We start from the raw sequence: 16,556 nt of genomic DNA on the forward strand, positions 1-16,556 counted from the left end.
TTCGACGTATTAAACTCTGATAGAGGAGAGCATGCATGAGCGACAAAAAAATCGGCGTTGTAGGGGCAGGCACTATGGGGCAAGGGATCGCTCAGGTGGTGGCTGTCAGTGGCTTTCAAGTGCACCTTTACGATGTGTCTGAGGAGCAGCTTGGTCGTGCCAAAGCGAACATCGATAAAGGCTTGGGCAAGTTGGTCGCTAAAGAGAAAATCAGCGAGTCCGATAAAAAGGCTGCGTTGGAGCGCCTTTCTAGCACGACAACACTCAATACTTTGAGCGACTGCACGGTGATTATCGAAGCGGCCCCCGAACAGCCCGAACTCAAAGAGAAACTGTTTCGTGACCTAAGCCAGTTGAGCAGCACCGCCATTCTGGCCTCCAACACTTCATCGCTGTCGCTTACCCGCTTGGCGGCGGTGTGTGAGCAACCAGAGCGCGTGGTAGGCATGCATTTCTTTAACCCGGTGCCGGTGCTCAAATTGGTGGAAGTGATTCGCGCCGAGCAGACCTCTGATGCAACCGTAGCCGAGATTGAAAGCCTCGCCAAGGCGCTGGGCAAAACAGCTGTTCCAGTCGGCGACGCGCCTGGGTTTGCGGTGAATCGCCTGCTGGTGCCGATGATTAACGAAGCGGCGTTTATCGTCCAGGAAGGCACCGCAGCGCCTGAAGCAGTGGATGAAGCCATGAAACTCGGCGCGGCTTACCCCATGGGCCCACTAGCGCTGGGAGATTTGATCGGCCTGGATGTGTGCCTAGCGATTATGGAAGTGCTTCAGGAGGGCTTTGGTGACCCGAAATACCGCCCCTGCCCGTTGCTCAAGCGCATGGTGGCCGCGGGTTATCTAGGCCGTAAGAGCGGGCGCGGCTTTTATCATTACGACTAGCTTGCGCTGACGATAAGAGCGCGGCATAAAGAAGTCATTGCCACTCAACCAAGCGTTCGCTAGGGTTGAGGGGTGTTCACTTTCATGTTCAATAACAAATCGAATAAGGAGTCCGCCATGAGCGAAGCTGTGATCGAGAAAGTAGATAACGACGGGATGGTGCGGCTGACCATCAACCGTCCTAAAGCATTGAATGCTCTAAACAGTGAGGTATTAGCCGCGCTGGAAGCCCATTTGGTTGAGCTTGAAGCTCATCCGAACCTACGCGCCGTGCTGATTACCGGTGCGGGTGAAAAATCCTTCGTGGCCGGTGCCGATATCACCGAAATGCGCGAAAAAACACCCGAAGAGGCGCGGGCTTTCGCCAGCCAAGCGCTGCGTACTATTAAGCGCCTAGAAACACTGCCCGTGCCGGTGGTCGCGCTGGTGAACGGGTTTTGCCTTGGCGGTGGCTGCGAATTGGCGTTGGCCTGCGACTGGGCAGTAGCCAGCGACAACGCTGTATTTGGTCAACCGGAAGTACTGTTGGGGGTGATTCCCGGTTTTGGCGGTACACAACGCCTGCCACGTCGCGTTGGGCCAGCCATGGCGATTGATCTGGTCACCACTGGGCGCAAAATCGACGCTCAAGAAGCGCTACGTATTGGCCTGGTGAACCGAGTTATGCCGCAAGCGGAGCTGGAAAACTACGTTGAAGAGCTCACCAAGCAGCTTAAAGGCAACGGCCCCCAGTCGGTTCGCGGTGCCAAACAGGCGGTTCACGACGGAATGGACCAGGACCTGGATAGCGCCCTGGCGTTGGAAACCAGCCTGTTCGCCTTCTGCTTTGCCGGTGACGAACAGAAAGAGGGCATGGCGGCCTTTGTCGAGAAGCGTAAGCCAAACTTTTAACATCAGGTGCTAGCACTGAGCATCTAGGGTTTAATTTATTCCGCTTTTGCTTATTTAGGGGGTGGCGCTTGCGTCACCCCCGTTTTATTCTCGAAAGCATCACTGGTTAGCTAATTGTGGTTCACCTCAACACCCAAGGAGCGCTGCATGTTTGACCTCTATATTGCCAATAAAAACTACTCTTCTTGGTCACTGCGCCCTTGGGTGTTGATGAAGGTACTGGAGATTCCGTTTAACGAACATCTCATGCCGTTCGAAGGTGGTTTTGGCGCGAGCCATGACACTTTTATTCATTTTTCACCTTCAGGCTTAGTGCCTTGCCTAGTGGATAAAGCGGTCGGCGATGGGGTGGCGGTGTGGGACTCATTAGCCATTACCGAGTATCTGGCCGAACAGCACACTAACGTGTGGCCAACGGATAAGATCGCACGTGCCTGGGCGCGTTCAGCCACCGCTGAGATGCACAGCGGCTTTGGTGCACTGCGCGATGAATGTTCCATGAACTGCGGTGTGCGAGTTGAGCTGAACAGCCTGTCAGCAAAGCTCAAGGCGGATTTAACCCGCCTGGATGCGTTATGGCAGCAGGGGCTTGAACGCTTTGACGGGCCTTTTCTGGCGGGTGAGTACTTCACCGCCGTTGATGCGTTTTATGCGCCCGTCGCTTTTCGCGTACAGACGTTTAACCTGCCAGTGAGTGAACACTCCCAAGTGTATGTCGAGCGCTTGCTGGCGCTGCCAGCGATGCAGGCGTGGTATCAAGCCGCGCTCGAAGAGACGTGGCGCGAGCCCATGCATGAAGATGAAACGTTGAAAAATGGCACGCTGAGTGCTGATTACCGGCATGCTTAACTTCCGCACAATTCGCCCGTGGCATCGGGTACACTAGCGCAAATTTTCGTTTGGACACGTTCATGGCTCTTAGCGCAACGCCCTACAAAGTGGATATTAACCTCACCGATCTGGATCGTGGCGTTTATGAAACGCTGCGCTTTACCGTGGCGCGTCACCCGTCTGAGACGGAAGAGCGCATGACTGCACGCTTGCTTGCCTATGTGCTGTGGTATAGCGAGTCGCTGGCTTTTGGGCGCGGTCTTTCCGATGTAGACGAGCCGGCGTTATGGGAGAAAAGCTTAGATGGACGCTTGCTGCACTGGATCGAAGTAGGTCTGCCAGATGCCGAGCGCATTACATGGTGCTCACGTCGGGCGGAGCGTGTATCGCTGCTCGCCTATGGCCGGGTAGATCTATGGGAAAGCAAAGTGCTGCCCAATGTAACGTCACTGAAAAACGTCCATGTGGCGGGACTACCACAAGAGGCTCTAGCGACCATTGCTAAAGACCTGCCAAGAGCTATTAATTGGGCCATTATGATCAGTGAAGGTTCGCTGTATATTACCGATGAAAATGGCCAGCATGAGATTACGCCGCAGTGGCTGTTGCGCGATCGCTAGCAATTATCAGACTTTCGTCTACCCTATTAAGCTAGCAACATAAGCATTAGACAGACAAAAGGATGGCCGATGGGCCATCCTTTATTTTTTTACAGTATGCTTGCTATCTTTTTGCACAATTACATACAATCAACAATGTTTGTGGGAGATCATGTTGGTTGGTGGTATCTCAATCGTCTCAAGGACAATCTCAAGGAATGAGCAATGAAAGGTAACTCCCTTCTACGCTGCCAGCTGTTCCCGCTGGTAGCTGCTATTAGTTTGATGCCTATTTTCGCACAGGCAGACGATAGCGTACTGTCCATCAAGCATGAAAACGATGGTATGGCCAGCAGTGACGATGGCCACTTTACCAGTGGTTTTGAGCTTAATTGGGCATTTGAGCCCGAAGCGAAAAGTTGGACACAGCACTTGGCCAAGGCTATCCCTGATAGCATTATCGGCAACGCCGATATGGCAGCTTTCCGGCTGGTGCACCAGATTTATACGCCCAACAATATTGAAAAGCGTGCGTTAATTGAAGATGATCGCCCCTATGCAGGGATCGTTTACGGCGGTCTTTCGCTTTATGAAGACGTGCCAATGGGTAATTGGCGCCAATCGACCGACCTGCATTTAGATATTGGTTTGGTTGGGCCATCATCGCTTGCCGACAGTATTCAGCGCGAAGTGCATCGCATCACCGATAGTGACCGCCCGAACGGGTGGGATAACCAGCTGGGCGATGAAGCGATAGTGAATGCGACCATGCGGCGCCAATGGTGGCATAGCTCCCCGTTTCTTGGTAAGCAGTTCGCCCATGGCCCTAGCGTAAGTGCCGCGTTGGGCAACCTCTACACCTATGCAAGCGCAGGGTATAGTGTGCGCTGGGGCGACGAAGCCCCGGGGATCCCTACGCTGACCCCCAATCCTGGTAGCCGCCACTATATGACGGGTAAAGAGGGATGGCAGTGGTATCTGTTTGCGAGCGTAGACGGCTACTACATGGCACAAAACCTAACGCTAGATGGTAATACCTTCAGGGATAGCCACTCGGTTGATCGGAAAGAATGGGTCGGCGATGTTTCAGCAGGACTGGCGTTAGCCTGGGAAGATTGGCAGGTCACTTACGCCGCTGTACAGCGTTCACGTGAATTCGACGGCCAGGAAGAGCAAGATAAATTTGGTGCCTTAACGCTATCCAAGCGTTTCTAACTAATTAAGAGCGATTTGAGAGTGAGCGTCTTTCGGGAGGAGTGTCGTGATGACAAATAAACACCCTCACACTCCCGATGGGCGCTATTTCGTTGCCAAAAATCGGCTCTGGCGCTGTACAAATCCACACTTAAGTGAAGATGAGAAGCGCTTTTATATCAAGGCGCTAATGAAGGCCCGCCGGTCAGTGAGAACCGCCCAGCAGCAAGGTGATGATGATGCACTTCGCCAAGCCCGCGACGCAGTACAAACCGCTAAAGAGGCGCTAGGGGAGCGTGGTCCCGTATGGTGGGATGATAATGCCCCTGATGAAGGAGGCTTGGCCCCGCATAACAGCTCCTATGCCGAGTGGTGGAATAGCCAGCACTAAATGACTCCTTCCGTATACAACAGAATCAGGGCTGCTAGCCTAGGCAGTGAGGTATGTTATGTTTAAATAACGCTGGCGTTTAAGGGAGTATGAGCACATGGAAGCGTATTTTTTTAATGGTTGGGGTAATTTACTGCGAGTTATCGTGGTTGGGATACTGGCTTACGCGGCTCTCGTTTTTTTCTTGCGAATATCGGGCAATCGCACGCTTTCGAAGATGAACGCCTTCGATTTAATTGTAACGGTAGCCCTTGGTTCCACATTGGCCACGGTTCTCTTATCTAAAAACGTAGCGTTATCTGAGGGCGCTGTGGCGATGGCGCTACTGATTTCTCTTCAGTTCATCATTACTTGGTTCAGCGTACGAACCGCCTGGGTACGTCGGTTAGTGACCGGCGAGCCACTGATGCTGCTTTATCGAGGGGAGTTTATTACCACCTCCATGCGAAAAGCACGGGTTACTCAAGATGAAGTTCAGTCAGCTATTCGCGGCAGTGGTATTGCTGATGTGAAAGCTGTGGAAGCCGTGGTACTGGAAACGGATGGTTCCATAAGTGTTATCAAGCAGAATGCAGAGAGCAGCCATTCGAGTTTAGAGGGTGTTCGTGGCCCCCGTTGATGCAGTTCGTAGCTCATATTCCTAAGTAATATTAATTTTTACGTTCACGTTTGCGCTTGGCGGTGGTATTCTTCGCCACTGCTAATTTTAAGGACGCAACGTGAATATCAAAGCTGATCTTTCCATCCTCGATATTATTGGCCATCTGATTATTTGGGTGGTACTCAGCATCGTTACTTTTGGTATAGCGCTATTTTTCTTCCCCTATTCGTTTTCACGGTTTGTGATTAACCGTACTTCGGTAGTGGATGCTGCTGGGGTAGAGCGAAAAATGGTTTGTGATATCAACCTGTTCAGTAACATCGGTCATATTATTCTCTGGATGCTGATTTCGCTGATCACCTTTGGGCTGGGGTATATTTTCTACTTCTATCGAGTATGGAACTATGCTTTGAATAACTCACGGGTTGAGTAGCCTTAGCCTGTAAGCTGGAAGCTACCAAGAGCCTACGCTGAGAGATTAAGCGTAGGCTCTTTTTTTGGGCTACTTACTCACCATCAGCCAGCTTATCCTGGGTTTTATGCGTAAAGTCGCTAGCGTCGTGGCGCTCATGCAACTGCTCGTGAGGCTCGCCCCAGGTGCGATTCACCATACGGCCGCGTTTTACAGCGGGACGTTCATCTATCTCTTCGGTCCAGCGTAGGACGTTCTTATAAGTGTGAGCTTCCAAGAACTCGGCTGCTTCGTAAACGCGGTTTTTTACCAGCGCGCCGTACCAGGGGTGAATGGCCATATCGGCAATGGTGTACTTATCGCCTGCCATATAGCGATTTTCCGCCAAGTGACGATCAAGCACATCCAACTGGCGCTTTACTTCCATGGTGTAGCGATCAATCGGATACTGATACTTTTCCGGCGCATAGGCGTAAAAATGACCAAAACCACCACCCAGCATGGGTGTGCTGCCCATTTGCCAAAACAACCAGGAGAGGCACTCCGTGCGCTTCGCTGGCTCGCTAGGTAAGAAAGCGTCAAACTTTTCAGCTAGGTAAAGCAGGATGGCGCCGGATTCAAATACCCGTTGTGGTGGATTGACTGAATGATCCATCAGCGCGGGAATTTTGGAGTTAGGGTTTACCGCTACAAAACCACTGCTGAATTGATCGCCTTCGCCAATTTGGATCAAGTGAGCATCGTACTCGGCGCCTGCTATTTCTTTTTCCAGCAACTCTTCGAGCATCACGGTCGCTTTGACACCGTTGGGCGTGGCAAGGGAGTAAAGTTGCAGAGGGTGTTTGCCTACCGGCAGTGTTTTGTCATGGGTAGGGCCCGCAACCGGGCGATTGATATTGGCAAATTTACCGCCATTGCCAGGCTCCCATTTCCAAACACTGGGTGGGGTATAGGTGTTGTCGCTCATTGTTTCCTCGCTATTACGGTTAACAGTATTGAGGTAATCCTAGCTTTTGTGCGGCTATTCTAGAGTTATGGGGGTGATGAAAAGGAGCTGCAAGGGTAGTCTGGAGATTAGCCTGTTAATAAAGTAGTTCATTTTCCATAGGGGGTGGCGGATGCGTGTGATTGGCATACTGGGCGGCATGAGTTGGGAGTCGACCCAAGGGTATTACCGAGCTTTAAACGAAGGCGTTAAAGCAGCGCTTGGCGGCTTTCATTCGGCCAAGATTGTGATGGTGAGTGTTGATTTTGCCGAGATTGAGGCGATGCAACAGCAGGGAGATTGGCAGGCAGCCGGTGATCTGCTGGCCCGCGCCGCCCAAAGTGTGGAGTGTGCGGGTGCCGAGTGCCTACTAATTGCCACTAACACTATGCATAAAGTGGCGCCCGCTGTTGAACAGGCTATTGCGATTCCGCTACTGCATATTGCTGATGCCACTGCTGAGCAACTAAAAGCCGATGGGATCTCTCGGGTGGGCCTATTAGGTACACGCTTCACCATGGAGCAGGACTTTTATATTGGTCGGCTAGAAGAGCATTTCGGTATTGAAGTGGTCGTGCCCGACCGGGCTGAGCGCGACATTGTTCACCGGGTGATTTTCGAGGAACTCTGCCAGGGGCGCATTGAAGAGGGCTCCCGCCAGCGCTATTTGGCGATCATTGATTCGCTCTATGCTCAAGGTGCTCAGGCGGTAATTCTTGGCTGTACCGAAATCGCCATGCTAGTAAGCCAACAAGATACAGCGGTGCCGCTATATGACACCACCGCGTTGCATGCACAGAAAGCGGTGGCGTGGGCACTAACTGATTCGTCTAGTTAATGGGCTAGACCAGCGTCAGGGTGACATTAATATTGCCACGGGTGGCGTTGGAGTAGGGGCAAACGGTATGGGCTTTATCAATCAGCTGCTGAGCGACATCTTGCTCCAGGCCGGGAAGGCTGATTTTTAGTTCAACCTCGATACCGAATCCAGTAGGAATGGCGCCGATACCGACATGGCCATCGATTTTTGTCTCCGGGGGAAGCTTTACTTTTTCCTGGCTTGCCACGTGTTTCAGGGCCCCTAAAAAGCAGGCCGAGTAGCCTGCCGCGAAGAGCTGCTCTGGGTTAGTGCCATCACCACCCGCGCCCCCCAGCTCTTTTGGTGTGCTGAGTTTTACATCCAGTGCGCCATCAGATGATTTAGTTTGGCCTTCCCGGCCACCTGTAGCGGTAGCATGGGCGCGATAAATGACTTTCTCGATAGTGGTTGTCGTCATGGCATATCTCCTGTCAGTGTTTTAATTCAATGCTGTTAATCATGTGTTTGCGCTTTAAATTTAGCGCAGCTTTATTTTGCGCGCAATATAAATAGGCAATTAAATGGGAAGCCCTTTGCAACAAAGCGAAGGGCTACTGACTTTTTTGCAAGCTATCGCGTAGTCGGACTAGATCCTCTTTCAGCGTCGTCAGCGCCTCGATGGACTGCTCGCTGGCATGCACTACGCAGCTAGGGATGTGATAGGCCTGTTCACGCAGCGCTTTTCCTTTATCGGTAAGGTAAAGCTCTACGACACGTTCGTCCTGGTGACTGCGTTTACGATTCAATAGTTGATCGGCTTCAAGGCGTTTAAGCAGCGGTGTAAGCGAACCTGGATCGGTCAGTAAACGCTTACTCATTGCGCCCACTGTAATGCCGTCGTTTTGCCACAATACCAGCATGGCAAGGTATTGCGGGTAAGTAAGCCCCAACTCCTTAAGTAGCGGTTTATACACCTTGGTCATCATCAACGACGTTGAATAGAGCGCAAAGCAGAGCTGTTGATCGAGTTCTAGTTCACTGCAGGATGGTTGCACAAGTAGGGGTGCTCCGAAACGAAATACGTAGGCTAATGTAGCGTGATGACGTGTCAGTGGCTAGATCTAGACGTTGGTCGTAAATTGGCAGTTTTGTTTTGACACGCTTCAGGCAGGTCGATAGCCTTCGCTTACTGAATGTTACCGGTAACAAGTTGCCGTTCATTGAAGCTTCCATTAACGACTCAGCTATTTACACCCAAGTCATTAACAACCCAGTCATTTACAACAATGAGTATTTGGAGATAACGCTATGACACCTATTTGGCGCAACACACTGACCTTAGTCGGCGCGACCACGCTGACATTGGGTATGGCTCATGCTCAAAGTCCAGAGCTTTCTGACCCACCGGAAATTGAAGGTGAGGTGGTGGGAGACCACGGCTCACATACCCTGCGCATGGGCATTGGACTTGCTGAAAGTTCGCCACAGTACCTATCCAGCCAATACTTTGGTGAAATCCTGGAGCAGCGGACCGACGGCCGTATTACCGTTAATGTTTTCCCTAACAGTCAGTTAGGCGACGACGTGCAGATGATGGAAATGCTGCAAACCGGTACGCTGGATATGACCTACCCGTCTAGCTCCGCGACCACTGGCTACGTTGAAGAGCTGGCTGCTTTCGACCTTCCATTCCTGCTGCCTAGCCGTGAAGCAGCCATTGCTGTTATGCAAAGCGATGTGGCTCAGAATATGCTGGACGCCTTTGACGGTACCGGCCTTAAAGCCTTGGCCTTCTCTGAAAATGGCTATCGTCAGCTTTCTAACAGCGCTCGCCCGGTGGCTAGTCCTGAAGATGTTGCAGGCATGGACGTACGTGGTTTAAGCGTGCGTACTATGGAAAACCCGGTGCACCTGGCGATATGGGAAGCCCTCGGCGCCAATCCTACGCCGATGGCATTCGGTGAGCTGTTCTCTGCGATGGAGCAGGGTGTCGTTGATGGCCAGGAAAACCCGTGGAGCACCATTCTGACTTCTAACTTCCACGAAGTGCAGGATTACGGTACCGAAACACGTCACGTCTACACACCGTTCATCATGATGCTTTCCGAACGTACCTGGGAGCGTATGGCGCCCGAGTATCAAGAGCTTGTGCTAGAAGCTGCGCGCCAGTCTGCTGAATACGAAATTCAGCTGTCCGCTGAGTACGATGATTGGTCACGCGACCAGCTAGCAGAGCGTGGTATGGAGATTACTCGCTTGGACGACGAGCAGTTAGCCGCTTTCCAAGAGGCTGTTCAGCCGGTATATGAAGAGTGGGCGCCGCGTATTGGCGAAGACTTGATCGCCGACATTCAGCAAATTGTTGAAGAGAGCAGCAACTAAACCTTACGTTTAGCGCCACCGTCGGGCAGGCCTTTGCGCCTGCCCGACGTGTCAGTGCCCCTGGAGTTCTTATGTCACTCTCCTCTACACCGCCTAATCCCTCTCATAAGCCCACGCCGATTGAAGACCCATCGGTGTATCTTGACGACCCCAACCGCAAGCTATTAGAGATTGATACCGATACCCGCCAAGGACCGGCGTTGTTCCGCTGGCTTACCTTGGGGATGGAGTATGTGATCGGAGCTATTTTAGTTGCGTTGATTGTGTCTGTTTCCTGCAACGTGGTGGGGCGTGCGCTGTTTAATCATTCGCTGCCATGGGCGGATGAGCTAGCACGCATGTTGTTTATTTGGTTGGTATTTATCGGCGCTGCGGCGGCGTTTTCTCGCTACGAGCACATTGCGGTTGATGCGCTGGTGCGGCGCCTGCCGCTGCGCTTGGCGCATATGCTTTATATGCTGCAGCACCTGATTATTACCTGCTTGATGGGGGTAATGATTTGGGGTGGATACCAAGTGCTGGCGCGCTCTAGTGGGCGTTCGGCGATTATGGATGTGCCGCTGAGCTTTATCAGCCTTTCGCTGGTTCTATGCGTCATTTTTATTGCGGTGGTTTCGATTTGGCGAATGTGGGTCAGCTTGAACGTTATTCGTCACCCTGAGCGGGAGCGCTAATCATGCTATGGATTTTCCTGGTTATTTTGTTGGTCTCTATCATTATTGGGCTGCCCATCGCCTTTGGCCTAGGCGTTGCAGCGTTAGTGATGGCAGTGCTCTCGGATATTCCGCTGTCGATCATGATCGAGCAGTCCATCCGCGGGGTAAACAGCTTTCCATTGCTGGCGATTCCGTTCTTTATTTTAGTCGGTGAGGTGATGAGCAATGGCGGTATCGCTCGTCGCTTGATGGAACTGGCGGGCGCACTAGTCGGCTTTATGCGCGGCGGGCTAGGGCAAGTTGCTATCACCGGCTCTATGTTCTTCGGCGGCATTAGTGGTTCGGCAGTTGCTGATACGGCTGCCACCGGTGCAATGATGATTCCCTCCATGAAAGAGCAGGGCTATACCGCAGCCAATGCCACCGCGATTAATACCGTGTCCTCGGTGATCGGGATCATTATTCCGCCGTCAATTCCTTTGATTCTCTACGGCATCGTTACCGAAACCTCGATTAGTCGCCTGTTTATCGCGGGTATTATTCCGGGCCTTCTGATTGGCTTTGCACTCATGGTGACGACCTATATTCTTGCCAAAAAGAATGGTGGCGGCGTACGTCAGTTCCGCTGGGATCGCCTCTGGAAAGCCTTCAAAGATGCCTGGCTTGCGCTGGTGTTACCGGTGATTGTGATTGGCGGCATTATCGGCGGTGTTTTTACCGCGACCGAAGCGGCCGTAGCGGCATTGCTCTATGCGCTGGCTATTTCGCTGGTGGTCTATCGCGAATTCAAGCTTAAAGAGCTGGGCGGTATGCTAATTCGCACAGCGCGTTTGACCGGTATGGTGATGATGCTGCTAGCGTTTGCGACGGTCATTGCCTGGTTCCTTACCATCAATATGGTGCCGCAAACCTTGGTCAGCCAAGTGCAGGCAATCACTGAGGATCCCTTCCTGCTGCTATTGATCGTGGCTTTCTTGCTGCTGTTGGTGGGGTTTGTGATGGACTTGACCCCAGCGATGGTCATTATGGCGCCGATGCTGGCACCTATTGTCACCTCGGTGGGTGTTGATGCAGCATACTTCGGCGTGCTGATGGCGTTTGTATTGGGCATTGGGTTGTTAACACCGCCTGTGGGTACCTGTCTTTATGTCGGCTGCGGGGTGGGTAAGGTCTCGATGGAGTCGTTGGTCAAAGCCATGCTGCCTTACTACGCGGCGCTGTTGGTGGTGTTAGTGATTTTGATCGCCTTCCCAGGCATTGTCACTTGGCTGCCGGACCTCACCGCTGTACGCGGCAATTAATAGGAGAGCCTCTGTGAAGACCCTCTCGCATCGTATTTTAGTGATGGGCGTGTCCGGTTCAGGAAAGTCGCATATTGGCCGGCAACTGGCGCTCACCATGGGGGCCACATTTATCGATGGCGATGATCATCACTCGCCCGCCAATGTGGCCAAGATGGCGAGTGGCACTCCGCTCAATGATGATGACCGGCGCGAGTGGCTGGATACGCTGGCGGCGCTATTCGCTGAGTACCGGGCACGGGATGCGTCGTTGGTGATTGCCTGCTCGGGATTAAAAAAACGTTACCGAGAGCAGCTTCGCCAAGGTGACCCAGCACTGAATATTCTCTATTTAGAGGGCACGCGCGAGCTTCTGCTGCAGCGCCTAGAGACCCGGGCAGGCCACTTCTTTAAAGGCGATACCATGTTAGCCAGCCAACTGGTCGACTTGGAACCCCCCGGTGAAGAGGAGGCGTTTAACGCCTCCATTACTTTGTCGCCTAACCAAATCGTTAATCAATTTGCTGCCACGCTGCGATTAACCTGCCGTACGCTAAGTTAAAGAAAGGAGTAGGCATGGGGGCCACCCATTGGGTAGGGTAGGCCTCAATGCACCCTCGTTGCACAAGGCAGTCACCCTTTTGAAGAAAAAACGCCCTACCTTACAGGATATTGCCGACCACGTAGGGGCTACCAAGATGACGGTAAGCCGCTGTCTGCGCGACCCAGAAACGGTCTCGGAAGGTCTACGTGAACGCATCTTCTCGATTGCCGAACAGATAGGCTATATCCCCAATCGCGCGCCTGATTTACTCTCCAGGGCGACCAGCCATTCGATAGGCGTTCTGGTGCCGTCGCTCACTAACCAAGTATTTGCCGATGTAATTGTAGGGATCGAGACGCTAACGGAACCGGCCGGTTATCACCTGATGCTCTCTCACTATGGCTATAGTCCCGAGCTTGAAGAGCGCAGCTTGGCCTCGCTGCTCTCCTATAACGTTGATGGGGTCATCCTTTCTGACCGCGACCATACGCCACGCAGCCTGCGTATGCTGGAAACCGCCGGTATCCCCATTGTGGAAATCATGGATACCCACCGCCCTCCGCTACAGCAGGCGGTGGGCTACGACAACGTTCAAGCCGCCTACGACATGGTCAGCGAGATGATTATACGGGGGCGACGTCAGGTGATTTATCTGGCGGTGCGTTTGGATGAGCGTACCCGGCAGCGCGAACTGGGCTACCGCCGCGCCATGGAAGAGCACGGCTTAACGCCCGTTACCCTGCAAAGCACCCAGCGTTCGTCATACAGCGTGGGGGCCGCGCTACTTCAGCAGGTAATAACCGATTACCCCGCCGCGGATGGCCTATTCTGCACCAATGATGATGTGGCGGTAGGTGCTTACTTTGAGTGCCAGCGACGCAACATTGATGTGCCGGGACGCATGGCCTTGGCGGGCTTTCATGGCCACGATGTAGGTCATGTGATGACGCCACGACTAGCTAGCGTGGTTACCCCGCGCCAGGCCATCGGCGAAGCGGCAGCGGGGGAGCTGTTGGCGCGCCTTCGCGGTGAGTCGCTGAACCAAACAGTGGTTGATTTGGGCTATCGTATCGAAACAGGCATGACGCTATAGAGCATGTTATCGAGTAGCCGCTAGCGGCGTAAATGACTAAAGTAGCCTTTTACCTTTGTCGCGAGGCCGCTGTGCAGATTACTCAACTTAACATCTACCCCGTTAAATCATTAAAAGGCATCAGCGTTACCCGCAGCGAGCTACAAGAGCACGGTCTTGCTTGGGATCGTCGCTGGATGCTTGTGGACACCCATCAGCGTTTTGTGACCCAGCGTCAATTGCCAGCGCTTGCCACTATTGAGGTTGCGCTGACCGATGAATCCCTAGTCCTGTCGCATCCTGATGTCGAACCGCTAAGCATTCCGTTGGCCGAGCCTCAGGGGAATCTGCGCCTCGTCAGCGTATGGGATGACCACTGCAAAGCGTTGCCTGAAGGTGAAAACGTAACGCGTTGGCTAGAGGCTGCATTGGGCGAACAGGCTCAAGGGTTAAGTTTGGTGCGCTTTGCCACCGAATTTACCCGGGCGGTGGAACAAGATTTTCTTGATGGCGGTTCGGCGCATACCTATTTTGCTGATGGCTATCCGTTTTTAATTGCTACCACGGGTTCGTTAGATGCACTGAATCAAGCGTTAGTGGCAAAAGGGCAAGCCCCTGTGCCTATGAACCGCTTTCGACCCAATATTGTCGTTGAGAGCAACGAGGCCTGGGCTGAAGACCGCTGGGTAACGCTCAATGAGCAAAACGGCGCTTTTCAGCTCGCACTGCGTAAGCCGTGTAAGCGGTGCAAGATCACGACGATTGATCAGCACACGGCGGTAGTGCCTGTCCCTGCGGAACCGCTGAAGACCTTAGTTGAACTCAATACACAGCCCTCCTTGAAAGGTGCGTATTTTGGTCAAAACGCCACGTTAACTGCTGGCGTTGGCAGTGTTATTCGTGTGGGGGATAGGCTGTTGGCAGCGTCCCGCGGCGTTTAACGCGTAGTAATTTTGTCGCAATAGCCGTGCCGATCAGCGTAATCACCATGCCGACAATAATCTGCAGGTTGAGTGTTTCGCCGAGCAGCAGGTAACCCCACATTAATGCGCTAACCGGCACCAAAAAAGTCACTGTTGACGTTGCGGTAGCGCCCGCGCTAGCGAGTAACCCAAAGTAGAGTAGAAAGGCGAGTGTGGTGCTGAGTGCGGCCAGGGCTAGAGCGTTTCCCCATGCTAAAGGGCTGATGGGGTCGCTTGGCCATAACAAAATACCGGGAATCAGCAGCACCAGCGCCGACATGGCACTACTGCCTGCGGCTAGCACACGCGTTGGCAGATGGCCGAGGCGTGTTTTGGAATAGTTGCCCGCAATCCCATAGCAAAAGGTTGCTGCTAAGACGGCTAAAATAAACCAGCCATCGCCACCCAGCGCAAAATCAAGTCGATCCGCAGAGAGCACATAAACACCCACGAGTGCCAGGGCGAGGCCTAAGTATTGCTGACGCTGGATGGCGGTCGCGAAAAACAGGGCGCCAATCAGTGCGGTAAAAATCGGCGTCGTAGCGTTAATCAATGACGTAAAGCCCGCTTCAAGGCGTGTGGTAGCGAGTGCAAGTAACGAAAAAGGCAGTACGTGATTAACTATGCCCAAGAATAATAGCGGCCCCTTATGCTGCCAGATGAGGCGCAGATAGTGCAGGCTAATAAGCAGCGGCGTTAGCAGTAATGCGCCAATTCCCATGCGCACCAGCACTAACGGCACCGCGCCAAATTCGGGGGCGGCCACGCGCATAAAAATAAACGACAAGCCCCAGAGTGAAGAGAGCAATATCAAGCGCAGCGCGTCAGCCGACGACATAGCGGATCCTTACAGGCTAAAAGTCATGCAATTAGAGAGCTAACTAGCTTACGACCGAACCAGTCCTGATGGAAGCCTGGAAAGGGTTGACTCGGCAGAGCGGTAAAAATCAGCTACGCTTGATAGGTGGCTAAACAGCAACTGCCGTTTAGCTCTATTTGACAATACGTCTAAGCATATTGGCACATAAGGAGTTGTTATGGATCGTACAGCTAGCGCACGTTGGGAAGGTGGTCTCAAGGATGGTAAAGGCACCGTTTCAACCGAGAGTGGCGTTTTAGATGCCAAGTACTCCTTCAGCAAGCGCTTTGAAGATGAAAAAGGCACTAACCCTGAGGAACTGATTGGCGCAGCGCATGCCAGTTGCTTCTCAATGGCGCTCTCAATGATTTTGGGTGATAAAGGCTATACCGCCGATTCTATCGAAACCAGCGCCAAGGTGACTCTTTCCCAGAGCGATTCAGGGTTTGATATTTCGAAAATTCATCTGGACGTTGTCGCCGCGATCAGTGGCGCCGACGAAGCTGCTTTTCAGGAGGCGGCAGAAACGGCCAAAGCTAATTGCCCCGTTTCTAAAGTTCTTAATGCTGAAATCAGCATGAACGCTAAATTAAAAGCCTGATTTAATTAATTCACGGATCCACACATAGCCATTATATGTGGATCTTTATTGATTTTAAGTGGTTAATTAAAAGTAATAAAAAAGCCTTGGCAAGTGCCAAGGCTTTTATGTAGCTAAGCTATTATACAGCTATCCGACGCTCATTCTTCGCGGTTATATTCTTCAGCTGCTTCAAGCGCATCTTGTGACGCTTTGACGGTAATGACGTAGTCTTCGCCATTTTCATGTTTGGACAGTTCAAGTGAATCCCATTCGATGGCGACGTTTTTCTCGCCCATCCCTAGGAAGCCACCAACACCTACAACGACGGCATTGATTTGCCCATCTTCATCAATAACAAGGTCAGTGATGGTGCCAATATCTTCGTCATCTTCGACGCTGCTTTTGACTTGGTTACCGGTCAGAGCATCCGAATGGAAAGTGCCTTCTGGCGTTTCCGTCAGGTAAGTCGCTTCCATGGTGGTGGTATTCTCTTCGGCATTTGCCGCACCTGCAGCAAACATAACAGCCGGCACCATGAGAGTACCTAGAATAGCGGGTTTGATCATTTTCATTTTTACTTGCTCCTTGCGATTTTATTGGGCCTTAACGACTCCGCGTAACAGCCCGAATA

General features: G+C 52.4%; 21 protein-coding genes. 16 read left to right on the forward strand and 5 right to left on the reverse strand.

Annotated features, from left to right (window positions below; all coding sequences use genetic code 11):
- The first annotated feature begins 35 nt into the window (after nucleotides 1-35).
- The 8 genes from ACW44H_RS04555 to ACW44H_RS04590 all read left to right on the forward strand — a co-directional run bounded on the left by ACW44H_RS04555 (nucleotide 36) and on the right by ACW44H_RS04590 (nucleotide 5,824).
- On the forward strand, nucleotides 36-884 hold the full coding sequence (locus tag ACW44H_RS04555; protein ID WP_457507252.1) for a 3-hydroxybutyryl-CoA dehydrogenase: 849 nt from the start codon (nucleotides 36-38) through the stop codon (nucleotides 882-884).
- A 117-nt stretch (nucleotides 885-1,001) separates the two neighbouring features.
- A complete protein-coding gene (locus ACW44H_RS04560) occupies nucleotides 1,002-1,775 on the forward strand; it encodes an enoyl-CoA hydratase-related protein (RefSeq protein WP_457507254.1) in 774 nt (257 codons plus the stop codon).
- A 147-nt stretch (nucleotides 1,776-1,922) separates the two neighbouring features.
- On the forward strand, nucleotides 1,923-2,624 hold the full coding sequence (locus ACW44H_RS04565) for a glutathione S-transferase family protein (protein WP_457507256.1): 702 nt from the start codon (nucleotides 1,923-1,925) through the stop codon (nucleotides 2,622-2,624).
- Nucleotides 2,625-2,686: 62 nt separating this feature from the next.
- Nucleotides 2,687-3,226, forward strand: coding sequence for a YaeQ family protein (locus ACW44H_RS04570; protein ID WP_457507258.1), 540 nt, complete (start codon nucleotides 2,687-2,689; stop codon nucleotides 3,224-3,226).
- A gap of 204 nt (nucleotides 3,227-3,430) precedes the next feature.
- Nucleotides 3,431-4,420: a lipid A deacylase LpxR family protein gene (locus ACW44H_RS04575; protein ID WP_457507260.1), complete on the forward strand. Its 990-nt coding sequence runs from the start codon at nucleotides 3,431-3,433 to the stop codon at nucleotides 4,418-4,420.
- 49 nt (nucleotides 4,421-4,469) lie between these two features.
- A complete protein-coding gene (locus tag ACW44H_RS04580) occupies nucleotides 4,470-4,790 on the forward strand; it encodes a hypothetical protein (RefSeq protein WP_113270314.1) in 321 nt (106 codons plus the stop codon).
- Nucleotides 4,791-4,887: 97 nt separating this feature from the next.
- Nucleotides 4,888-5,409 (forward strand): DUF421 domain-containing protein, encoded by a 522-nt coding sequence (locus tag ACW44H_RS04585; RefSeq protein WP_457507264.1) that lies wholly within the window; start codon nucleotides 4,888-4,890, stop codon nucleotides 5,407-5,409.
- Nucleotides 5,410-5,509: 100 nt separating this feature from the next.
- A complete protein-coding gene (locus ACW44H_RS04590; protein ID WP_113270316.1) occupies nucleotides 5,510-5,824 on the forward strand; it encodes a DUF6693 family protein in 315 nt (104 codons plus the stop codon).
- Nucleotides 5,825-5,897: 73 nt separating this feature from the next.
- Here the strand turns inward: ACW44H_RS04590 and yghU are convergent, their stop codons facing one another.
- Nucleotides 5,898-6,770: a glutathione-dependent disulfide-bond oxidoreductase gene (yghU, locus tag ACW44H_RS04595; RefSeq protein WP_457507266.1), complete on the reverse strand. Its 873-nt coding sequence runs from the start codon at nucleotides 6,768-6,770 to the stop codon at nucleotides 5,898-5,900.
- A 151-nt stretch (nucleotides 6,771-6,921) separates the two neighbouring features.
- Between yghU and ACW44H_RS04600 the strand changes: the two genes are divergently transcribed.
- Entirely contained in the window at nucleotides 6,922-7,626 is a 705-nt protein-coding gene (locus ACW44H_RS04600) for an aspartate/glutamate racemase family protein (protein ID WP_457507268.1), read from the forward strand.
- 4 nt (nucleotides 7,627-7,630) lie between these two features.
- Here ACW44H_RS04600 and ACW44H_RS04605 read toward each other — a convergent pair whose 3' ends face one another.
- Together ACW44H_RS04605 and ACW44H_RS04610 are read right to left on the reverse strand one after the other, a co-directional pair.
- On the reverse strand, nucleotides 7,631-8,065 hold the full coding sequence (locus tag ACW44H_RS04605) for an organic hydroperoxide resistance protein (protein WP_457507270.1): 435 nt from the start codon (nucleotides 8,063-8,065) through the stop codon (nucleotides 7,631-7,633).
- 133 nt (nucleotides 8,066-8,198) lie between these two features.
- On the reverse strand, nucleotides 8,199-8,642 hold the full coding sequence (locus tag ACW44H_RS04610) for a MarR family winged helix-turn-helix transcriptional regulator (RefSeq protein ID WP_113270320.1): 444 nt from the start codon (nucleotides 8,640-8,642) through the stop codon (nucleotides 8,199-8,201).
- A gap of 253 nt (nucleotides 8,643-8,895) precedes the next feature.
- Here ACW44H_RS04610 and ACW44H_RS04615 point away from each other — a divergent pair, with 253 nt between their 5' ends.
- The 6 genes from ACW44H_RS04615 (at nucleotide 8,896) to ACW44H_RS04640 (ending at nucleotide 14,462) form a co-directional block, all read left to right on the forward strand.
- Nucleotides 8,896-9,969 (forward strand): TRAP transporter substrate-binding protein, encoded by a 1,074-nt coding sequence (locus ACW44H_RS04615; RefSeq protein ID WP_113270321.1) that lies wholly within the window; start codon nucleotides 8,896-8,898, stop codon nucleotides 9,967-9,969.
- A 71-nt stretch (nucleotides 9,970-10,040) separates the two neighbouring features.
- On the forward strand, nucleotides 10,041-10,643 hold the full coding sequence (locus ACW44H_RS04620; protein ID WP_457507273.1) for a TRAP transporter small permease: 603 nt from the start codon (nucleotides 10,041-10,043) through the stop codon (nucleotides 10,641-10,643).
- A gap of 2 nt (nucleotides 10,644-10,645) precedes the next feature.
- Complete coding sequence (locus ACW44H_RS04625; protein ID WP_113270323.1) at nucleotides 10,646-11,926, forward strand: TRAP transporter large permease; 1,281 nt, start codon at nucleotides 10,646-10,648, stop codon at nucleotides 11,924-11,926.
- A gap of 13 nt (nucleotides 11,927-11,939) precedes the next feature.
- Nucleotides 11,940-12,467 carry a gluconokinase gene (locus ACW44H_RS04630; RefSeq protein WP_457507275.1) on the forward strand — a complete coding sequence of 176 codons (528 nt, stop codon included), beginning with the start codon at nucleotides 11,940-11,942 and terminating at the stop codon, nucleotides 12,465-12,467.
- Nucleotides 12,468-12,546: 79 nt separating this feature from the next.
- Entirely contained in the window at nucleotides 12,547-13,542 is a 996-nt protein-coding gene (gene gntR / locus ACW44H_RS04635) for a gluconate operon transcriptional repressor GntR (RefSeq protein WP_113270325.1), read from the forward strand.
- A 71-nt stretch (nucleotides 13,543-13,613) separates the two neighbouring features.
- Nucleotides 13,614-14,462, forward strand: coding sequence for an MOSC domain-containing protein (locus ACW44H_RS04640; protein ID WP_457508930.1), 849 nt, complete (start codon nucleotides 13,614-13,616; stop codon nucleotides 14,460-14,462).
- On the opposite strand, the gene ACW44H_RS04645 is transcribed toward ACW44H_RS04640, so the two are convergent.
- The gene (locus tag ACW44H_RS04645; RefSeq protein WP_457507277.1) at nucleotides 14,416-15,321 is read right to left on the reverse strand and encodes a DMT family transporter; all 906 of its coding nucleotides are present in this window, start codon (nucleotides 15,319-15,321) and stop codon (nucleotides 14,416-14,418) included. The two genes, ACW44H_RS04640 and ACW44H_RS04645, sit on opposite strands and share 47 nt — an antisense overlap.
- Nucleotides 15,322-15,520: 199 nt before the next feature.
- Between ACW44H_RS04645 and ACW44H_RS04650 the strand changes: the two genes are divergently transcribed.
- Nucleotides 15,521-15,943: an OsmC family protein gene (locus tag ACW44H_RS04650; protein WP_113270327.1), complete on the forward strand. Its 423-nt coding sequence runs from the start codon at nucleotides 15,521-15,523 to the stop codon at nucleotides 15,941-15,943.
- A gap of 140 nt (nucleotides 15,944-16,083) precedes the next feature.
- On the opposite strand, the gene ACW44H_RS04655 is transcribed toward ACW44H_RS04650, so the two are convergent.
- A complete protein-coding gene (locus tag ACW44H_RS04655; protein WP_457507280.1) occupies nucleotides 16,084-16,497 on the reverse strand; it encodes a PRC-barrel domain-containing protein in 414 nt (137 codons plus the stop codon).
- Nucleotides 16,498-16,556 lie beyond the last annotated feature (59 nt).

This window comes from Vreelandella sulfidaeris Esulfide1 (assembly GCF_054072535.1).

Bases quoted from the DNA above. Each gene is read 5' to 3' on its own strand.
- ACW44H_RS04555 (WP_457507252.1), top strand. From the start codon at position 36: ATGAGCGACAAAAAAATCGGCGTTGTAGGGGCAGGCACTATGGGGCAA.
- ACW44H_RS04560 (WP_457507254.1), top strand. From the start codon at position 1,002: ATGAGCGAAGCTGTGATCGAGAAAGTAGATAACGACGGGATGGTGCGG.
- ACW44H_RS04565 (WP_457507256.1), top strand. From the start codon at position 1,923: ATGTTTGACCTCTATATTGCCAATAAAAACTACTCTTCTTGGTCACTG.
- ACW44H_RS04570 (WP_457507258.1), top strand. From the start codon at position 2,687: ATGGCTCTTAGCGCAACGCCCTACAAAGTGGATATTAACCTCACCGAT.
- ACW44H_RS04575 (WP_457507260.1), top strand. From the start codon at position 3,431: ATGAAAGGTAACTCCCTTCTACGCTGCCAGCTGTTCCCGCTGGTAGCT.
- ACW44H_RS04580 (WP_113270314.1), top strand. From the start codon at position 4,470: ATGACAAATAAACACCCTCACACTCCCGATGGGCGCTATTTCGTTGCC.
- ACW44H_RS04585 (WP_457507264.1), top strand. From the start codon at position 4,888: ATGGAAGCGTATTTTTTTAATGGTTGGGGTAATTTACTGCGAGTTATC.
- yghU (WP_457507266.1), bottom strand. From the start codon at position 6,770: ATGAGCGACAACACCTATACCCCACCCAGTGTTTGGAAATGGGAGCCT.
- ACW44H_RS04600 (WP_457507268.1), top strand. From the start codon at position 6,922: ATGCGTGTGATTGGCATACTGGGCGGCATGAGTTGGGAGTCGACCCAA.
- ACW44H_RS04605 (WP_457507270.1), bottom strand. From the start codon at position 8,065: ATGACGACAACCACTATCGAGAAAGTCATTTATCGCGCCCATGCTACC.
- ACW44H_RS04615 (WP_113270321.1), top strand. From the start codon at position 8,896: ATGACACCTATTTGGCGCAACACACTGACCTTAGTCGGCGCGACCACG.
- ACW44H_RS04620 (WP_457507273.1), top strand. From the start codon at position 10,041: ATGTCACTCTCCTCTACACCGCCTAATCCCTCTCATAAGCCCACGCCG.
- ACW44H_RS04625 (WP_113270323.1), top strand. From the start codon at position 10,646: ATGCTATGGATTTTCCTGGTTATTTTGTTGGTCTCTATCATTATTGGG.
- ACW44H_RS04645 (WP_457507277.1), bottom strand. From the start codon at position 15,321: ATGTCGTCGGCTGACGCGCTGCGCTTGATATTGCTCTCTTCACTCTGG.
- ACW44H_RS04650 (WP_113270327.1), top strand. From the start codon at position 15,521: ATGGATCGTACAGCTAGCGCACGTTGGGAAGGTGGTCTCAAGGATGGT.
- ACW44H_RS04655 (WP_457507280.1), bottom strand. From the start codon at position 16,497: ATGAAAATGATCAAACCCGCTATTCTAGGTACTCTCATGGTGCCGGCT.